This window comes from Mesobacillus sp., from assembly GCF_049588175.1.
Taxonomy (GTDB): domain Bacteria; phylum Bacillota; class Bacilli; order Bacillales; family Cytobacillaceae; genus Mesobacillus.
Window position 1 is genome coordinate 1 of sequence record NZ_JBAVFI010000387.1, and the last position, 7,540, is coordinate 7,540.

Sequence of the window (7,540 nt, forward strand, 5' to 3'; positions counted from 1 at the left end):
ACCAAATAGCATGGCAGTAAGAGAGTTCACATTAAGATTCAATCCTCTCTGCGGCGGCTTTACACAAGAACTTCCTTCTTTAACAAGATAGAATTTAACCCCTTCCCCTCCAATTAAAAAGGTTCCGTTGTTCCATGGTGCAATAGAGTCTTCTAAATGCAAAAAGACTTTGCTGCCATCCTTATTGAAAGGATATGACTTTATCGCTTTTTCAGCATTTACAACCCTGCCCAAAAAATAGGGATATACTTCTGTTTTAAGCTTTGGCATGCTTAAGAAATACGGGAAAGGTTCATGCACTGAGAGCCGCATTTCAACCCGGTCCACCATTGAATCATGCTGACAAATGAAGTTCCACAGTCCTAACCTTGCTTCTTGATCAAGAGGTACGTATTCCTCAACCTTCATCACCTGATTGCTGACTTCGTATAAAAGATATCCTGTTGGTTCATTCTCTGAATTATAATAAACAGCAGCGGTCTGGCTGCCGTAGATGCTATTTTGCCACCAGCTGATATCCCTTACAAGCATACAGCTGTGCTTCATAGCATATTTTTCATAAACCCCTTCAATATCAGAAGAATGGGATTCTTCTTTGTATCTCTTAATTTTACCTGTATAGCGGCCCACCGATTTCAAATCTTTTTTTTCAATCTGTACAGTACGATAATCAGAAATAATTTCCCAGCCATATCTTCTATAAAAATGGATATCGAATGGATGAAGGAATGAAACAATATTACCTTCCTTATTCATTACTTCAAGCGACTTTTTCATCAGCGCGTTTACATATCCTTTTCGTCTGTGCTCAGGATAAGTCGCTACACCAGCAATGCCTCCCATTTTCCAATCTATTTCTCCAAGCTTAATGCTCAAAGATAAAATATGTAATTTCGAAGCAAGCTCCTCTCCCTCAAAGATCCCAAGCAACCTGTGCTTTTTTAGTGTTTCCAATCTCTTTGGAATATCTTTTTCTGGCACTTGATATTGGAATGCATACATGGATAGTTTCATCGATTGCATAAAATCATCTTCTGTTAACACTTTGATTTCCAAACTAATCTCACCCCTTATTCATCAATATTTCGGTTTCATAACCTTTAAACCCTTCAAATAATATAAAAAACATTGCTTTACGCAATGTTTTTAAAAACGAAATTTTAAAATCCTAGTATGGCTTTTATAACAGAAGTTGTCTCTCCACCTTTATAAAATACATAAAGAAGCATATAAACGGCTACTCCAGTAATCGCGGTAAAAAACCAGACGATACTTGTAATTGGTCCTAATTTACGGTGACGGTCAAGATTGTTCTTATAGCCTGTGTACAAGGAGATAATTCCAAGGACTGCACCGATTGTTGCTAGTGAAATGTGAAAGATCAAGAAAACTGTGTAATAAATCTTGATATTTTCTGGTCCTCCAAATGAGGTATTGCCGATAAAGATCGTCCGAGATGCGTATATAACAAAAAATATTAACGCAAATATTCCAGCCAGCATCATTGTCTTCCGGTGTTTCTCAATTTTCCGTTGTTTTATCTGGGCCCAGCCGATCGCAACAAAGATGGCGCTCAAAACGATAAACGATGTGCTGATCGTTGGCAAGATTGGTAAATTCGACATGTAAATTCCCTCACAATCATTATTTCTACATAAGATTAATTGTAGGTGACAGATGTTATTTTTTCAATCATTGATTCTCTGTCAGTTAAAATAAAAATGGCTCCCCACAAAATGGAAAGCCAAAATTCATCTTGATTACTCTACCGTTTGAGGAGCACGTGCCAGGTTGATTGCATCCTGCTCAGACTGGTCCTCTTCACTTCGGAACCATTGGAAAAATGCATATCCAAGGAAGAAACCATAAACGAGTTCCTGTATAACCTTCATGATCACTCCACCCAACCGCTGGTCCTCAAGCAACGACATAGAACTGAAGGTTTCCGGACCGCTAAGATTCAGCGAAGAAAGGGTTGTTGTTGGTACACATAATTGCAGTGCCTGTGCCCATGCATTCGGATCCGAAAAAGTAGCATACATTGGAGCATCAGCAAAAATAATTAACGCACATGCAGGAGTGATCAGGACACCATCGGCAAAGATATAACCCATCTTTTTAACTCCAGATAATGTCTGATATTCTTCTAGTTCATTTATGAGCGGCCACCACATCAGTATCGCAAAAACAAAGAGGACAGAAGTATATCCAGCATGAAGCCACATATCCGTTTTGACGTAGTCAAAAACTAGCGGAATGTGATAGATCGAGAATATTCCATTGAACATGATTAAGGCAATCAAAGGCTTAGTTAAAAAACGAAAAACCGGCTCAATGTATGGAAGAGATAAAAATGCTCTCCAAAGCCAATTAGGCACGCCAAAAATCAATAGTGGAGGGGCAATCAAATAGAGGACCGACATCTGGATCATGTGCATATAAAACATGATGTGGCTCATTAAATCTACCGGTGAGCCTTTTATTGAATATAGCACGATGATAAAGGCTGTAAAATAAGCAGCCTGCTTTTTCGTTGCTGGTACTCCATCCTTAAATCGGCTGTAGTATTTAAAAACAATAAGGTAGTAAGCTATTAATAATCCTGCCAGCGCAAGAAAAAACAACGGGCTCCATAAGGCTCTGAATCCAAATATATCAAGAGTAAGCATAATTTTTCCACCCCGTCTAAATAAAAAACTTTACTTCCATTATACTTTCATTGTAATTCAACTTCAATGAATTGACCCTTCCATTAAATGCTAGAGCAATAATACTCAAAGAAAAAATCGGCTTTTTTGGCCGATTTTTTCTTTAGATTATTCTATTTAACGCTTACCACCAAATAATGGTCGTAAAAGTAAGGATAGTGATCGCACCGACAAGTACTCCTGAATATAGGAATAATGAAACTGATTCATGTCCTTTGTGACTCATGTGCATGAAATAGTATAGCTGGAAAATAACCTGAACTACTGCAAGCAGCAGAATAAATGGTACTGTGAACCAGCCTGAGAATCCTTCATAACCTACAGCAACGAAGGCAACGATTGTCAAAAAAATCATCAATGTGAAAGAAACGATTTGGTATCTCATCTCTTCGGCGCTTTTTTTGCGTCGATATTCGATGTCTACTCTTGGGTTCCCTGAACTTGGTTGTTGATTTGCCATCAGATTATCCCACCATTCCCATAAGATATACTACCGTGAAGATAAATACCCATACAACGTCAATGAAGTGCCAGTAAAGGCTGGCAACATAGAACTTAGGCGCGTTGTAGAGATTTAATCCACGCTTTGAGTTACGTACCATTAACGTAGTGATCCACATCAAACCGAATGCAACGTGACCACCGTGGAAGCCTACCAGTGTATAGAAGGCTGATCCAAACGCACTGCTCGTGAAAGTATGGTGAAACTCATGTACATAGTGATTGAACTCGTAAATTTCCAAACCAAGGAAAGCTGCTCCTAAAAGGACAGTTAATCCTAACCAAAGCTGCATCTTCTTGAAGTTGAAGTTCTTCATGTGATACATAGCATATACACTTGTTAAAGAACTTGTGAGTAGAAGCATAGTGGCTGCAAAAGCAATCGGAATTTCGAAAAGGTCTTTTGCAAGAGCCATTTCTGCATTTGGAACTTTATCTTTTAGTGCAAGATAAGTGGCGAAAAGAGTGGCAAACAATACCGTCTCTCCACCAAGGAAAAACCAGAAGCCCAAAAATTTGTTTTTTGCTTCGAGGGTAGCTTTCTCAGGCGCGGCAGGCCATGTTTCATAAGTGAATTTTTCTTCAGCTTGCATTATGCCTTTACCCCCTTATCATTATCTTCATCAATTAAGTCTTCTTTATGAATGTGGAATCCATGATCATCCTTAATAGAACGTACGAACATTGATCCTAAAGTAATAGCCATACCGAGAATCAGAACGAGAAGTCCCCAATCTTTTTCTGCGTGGTACGTCGCCCCAAATGCAGCAACGAAAAGTCCAAATGACGTTACGAATGGAAGGAAAGAATTGTTAGGCATATGGATATCCCCAAGCGGTTCAGCTGGAGTCATGACTTTTTTGCCTTCCATTTTTTCTAGCCAATATGCATCCAATCCACGAACTAAAGGAAGCTGCTTAAAGTTGTAGAATGGCGGTGGTGACGGAATAGCCCACTCAAGTGTACGGCCATCGCCCCATGGGTCATTCCCAACTTTTTCGTTTTTAACAGTAGTCATGATGACGTTGATTAAGAGAACGATTACTGCAACAGCCATGAAGCCTGCACCAATAGAACTAATTAGGTTACCCATTTCAAATCCTTGTCCAGGAAGGAATGTAAAGATACGGCGTGGCATCCCCATCAATCCTAGGAAGTGCTGGATAAAGAATGTTAAATGGAATCCAATAAGGAATAGCCAGAAAGTAATTTTGCCTAAAGTTTCATTTAGCATTGTTCCAAACATCTTTGGCCAGTATAGGTGTGCTCCTGCAAATAGCGCGAACACTACACCGCCCACGATAACATAGTGGAAGTGAGCTACTACGAAATAGCTGTCGTGATACTGATAGTCAGCTGCAGCAGATGCAAGCATAACCCCAGTTACACCACCGGCAACGAATGAAGGAATGAAAGCAACTGCCCATAGCATTGGCGTAGTGAACTTAATGCTTCCTCCCCACATAGTGAACATCCAGTTAAAGATCTTAATACCAGTCGGAACCGCAATCGCCATTGTTGCTACCGCGAAAATAGCGTTCGCAATTGGTCCCAATCCAGTAGTGAACATATGGTGAGCCCATACCATGAATCCAAGGAAACCGATCAATACGGTTGCGAATACCATGGATGAGTATCCAAATAGACGTTTTCTAGAGAAAATTGCGAAAATCTCAGAGAAAATACCGAACGCAGGAAGAATCAAGATATAAACTTCAGGGTGTCCAAAAATCCAGAAAAGGTGTTCCCAGATAATTGTGTTACCACCCATCGTTGCATCGAAGAAATTAGATCCGAACATACGGTCAAAAATCATTAAGAATAAACCAACAGTTAACGGAGGGAATGCAAATAGAATCAATGCAGATGTTACAAAGGTTGCCCAAGTGAACATCGGCATACGCATATAAGTCATCCCTGGTGCACGCATGTTAATAATTGTAACCAGGAAGTTAATCCCACCCATTAGTGTTCCCGCACCGGAAATCTGTAATCCCAATGCGTAGAAGTCGATACCGTGGCCTGAGGACGCAATCGATAGTGATGCGTATGAAGTCCAGCCTGCATCAGGAGCTCCGCCAAGGAACCATGAAAGGTTCAAGAAAACTCCACCAAAGAAGAACAGCCAAAAACTTAATGCATTCATGTATGGGAACGCTACATCTCGCGCTCCAATTTGAAGCGGCATAACAGCGTTCATAAAAGCAAATAAAAGTGGCATCGCTGCAAGGAATATCATTGTTGTTCCATGCATCGTCAGGATTTCATTATAGAAACCTGCACTAATAAAATCATTGTTAGGTACAGCCAGCTGGATACGGATGAACAAAGCTTCTAATCCACCAACTAAAAAGAAGAATCCGCCAGCAATAAGATAAAGGATGGCGATTTTCTTATGGTCGACTGTAGTTAAGAACTCCCATAAAGTCGCGCCGAACCCTTTTTTCTGAGCATAGGTACTCACAGTTTTACCTCCCTTTCAAACAAATCCCCTGTTATTTCTGGACTTTTAAGCCCATCAGATATTCTGTTAATGCTTCAATCTGGTCATCGGATAATTCTCCATATTTACCAGTCATTTTGTTGCCTGGCTTGTATGCATCTGGATCCTCTAACCATTTCTTAAGGTCTGCTGGAGTATGGTCAAGAACACCAGCAATACGAGAACGTTCGCCAAAGTTTGTTAAGTTAGGGCCTACACGGGCTTTTTCAGGAGCAGTGTTTGCCGGAGTAACAGCATGGCATCCAATACAGCTATTATTGAAAATTTCTTGTCCTTCTTGTGCAGTTTGAGTTTCTGCTTTCACAGGCTCTTTAACTGACTGCATGCCTGCTACCCATTGATCGAATTCAGCGCGAGGCAGTGCCTTTACTTTGAAGTCCATCAATGCGTGAGAAGGTCCGCAAAGCTCAGCACATTTCCCGTAGAAAAGTCCGCCAGCTTCATCGGCACCCTTGCTGTCAAATTCAAGCCAGAACTTGTTGACGTTATCTGTGTTTGTATCCATTTTACCGCCAATTGACGGAATCCAGAATGAGTGTTTTACATCAGAAGCTTTAAGGTTAAAGTAAACCTTTTCATCTGTAGGGACCACTAATTCCTGACTTGTAATGATTTTTTCATTTGGATACTCAAATTCCCACCAGTAAAGATTTGCACGAACGTTAACAACAAGAACATCCGTTTTACCATCTTTGTTTTTCTTATCCATTGGTGATACATTCGCCAAATTGAAGGTTTGTGCAACAGTTGGTACAGCAAGAATTAAAAGCAATAAGATCGGAATAACTGTCCACAGGATTTCAAGCTTGTGGTTTCCTTCAACCTGCTTTGGAATTTCACTGTCACTCTTCCTGCGGAATTTCATTACAACATAAATAAAAATGATTGTGACAACTGCAATTACTCCCACCATAATTGCCGTACTCAATAACATGAGTTCATACTGTGATTGCGCAACTTCCCCTGCAGGTCTTAATGTAGACAGGTAAGGTTCACCACAGCCGGACAAGACTAATGCTATCATTGCGAACACTGATAGCAGACGCCATTTAGCAAGCATCTTCATAGCTTTATTAAACCCCTCTTTCGTAAAAAATCTTATAAATTTTGTTGTTAAAATATATGGAAAAATCCCCTCTCGTCAAAGAGAGGATATCCTAACAAAGGTTAAATTAATGTGACAATTACCATAGCGACAAACATGACTGTTAAGTATTGTAATGAATAGATAAACATCATTTTTGCCCATTTAATATCATCTTTAAGCTTGAGACCATAGATTCCCAAAGCTAGCCAGCCAATATTCAGTACTGTAGCAAGAATGATGAATGAAATTCCAAGGGATGGAAGGAAAAATGGCAAGGGCAGCAATGCAGCTACCCACAAAAAGATTGATCTTTTCGTTGCCTTGAATCCTTTTACAACTGGAAGCATTGGAATGCCAGCTGCCCGATATTCTTCTACCCTTCTCATTGCAAGCGCATAAAAGTGAGGAGGCTGCCAAACAAATACAATGGCAAACAGCATCCAGGCCATCACATCGAGATTGGCATCTACTGCTGCCCAGCCGATTAACGGCGGGACCGCTCCGGAAATGCTTCCGACAATTGTGTTAGAAACATACTGGCGCTTTGACCACATCGTATAAAGAACTACATAGCTGAATACGCCGATGATCCCAATAACCGCTGCTGTTAATGTAGTGGTTAATAAGAAGGCTGTTCCTGCCCCAATAAGAAGGAAACTCATCAGTGCTACCTTGCCAGGCTGCACCCTGCCGGTCACAGTCGGCCTACCCTTTGTTCTTTCCATAAGATGGTCAATGTCA

General features: G+C 40.5%; 8 protein-coding genes. All 8 read right to left on the minus strand.

The features are described from left to right. Positions 1 to 1,056, minus strand: a 1,056-nt coding sequence (locus WB217_RS09645) for a GNAT family N-acetyltransferase (protein ID WP_423992888.1), incomplete at its 3' end; no start/stop codon positions are given. A 104-nt stretch (positions 1,057 to 1,160) separates the two neighbouring features. Then, positions 1,161 to 1,625: a DUF420 domain-containing protein gene (locus WB217_RS09650; protein WP_423992890.1), complete on the minus strand. Its 465-nt coding sequence runs from the start codon at positions 1,623 to 1,625 to the stop codon at positions 1,161 to 1,163. Positions 1,626 to 1,760: 135 nt separating this feature from the next. After that, entirely contained in the window at positions 1,761 to 2,669 is a 909-nt protein-coding gene (gene ctaG / locus WB217_RS09655) for a cytochrome c oxidase assembly factor CtaG (RefSeq protein WP_423992892.1), read from the minus strand. Between the two features lie 163 nt (positions 2,670 to 2,832). After that, entirely contained in the window at positions 2,833 to 3,168 is a 336-nt protein-coding gene (gene ctaF, locus WB217_RS09660; protein WP_423992894.1) for a cytochrome c oxidase subunit IVB, read from the minus strand. Between the two features lie 4 nt (positions 3,169 to 3,172). Continuing rightward, positions 3,173 to 3,802, minus strand: coding sequence for a cytochrome (ubi)quinol oxidase subunit III (locus WB217_RS09665; protein WP_423992896.1), 630 nt, complete (start codon positions 3,800 to 3,802; stop codon positions 3,173 to 3,175). After that, the gene (ctaD, locus tag WB217_RS09670) at positions 3,802 to 5,673 is read right to left on the minus strand and encodes a cytochrome c oxidase subunit I (RefSeq protein WP_423992898.1); all 1,872 of its coding nucleotides are present in this window, start codon (positions 5,671 to 5,673) and stop codon (positions 3,802 to 3,804) included. The genes WB217_RS09665 and ctaD overlap by 1 nt, the downstream gene beginning before the upstream one ends. Positions 5,674 to 5,704: 31 nt before the next feature. Next, positions 5,705 to 6,778 carry a cytochrome c oxidase subunit II gene (coxB, locus tag WB217_RS09675; RefSeq protein ID WP_423992900.1) on the minus strand — a complete coding sequence of 358 codons (1,074 nt, stop codon included), beginning with the start codon at positions 6,776 to 6,778 and terminating at the stop codon, positions 5,705 to 5,707. Positions 6,779 to 6,879: 101 nt separating this feature from the next. Beyond that, positions 6,880 to 7,540 (minus strand): heme o synthase (gene cyoE, locus WB217_RS09680; RefSeq protein WP_423992902.1); only part of this gene is annotated, 661 nt, incomplete at its 5' end.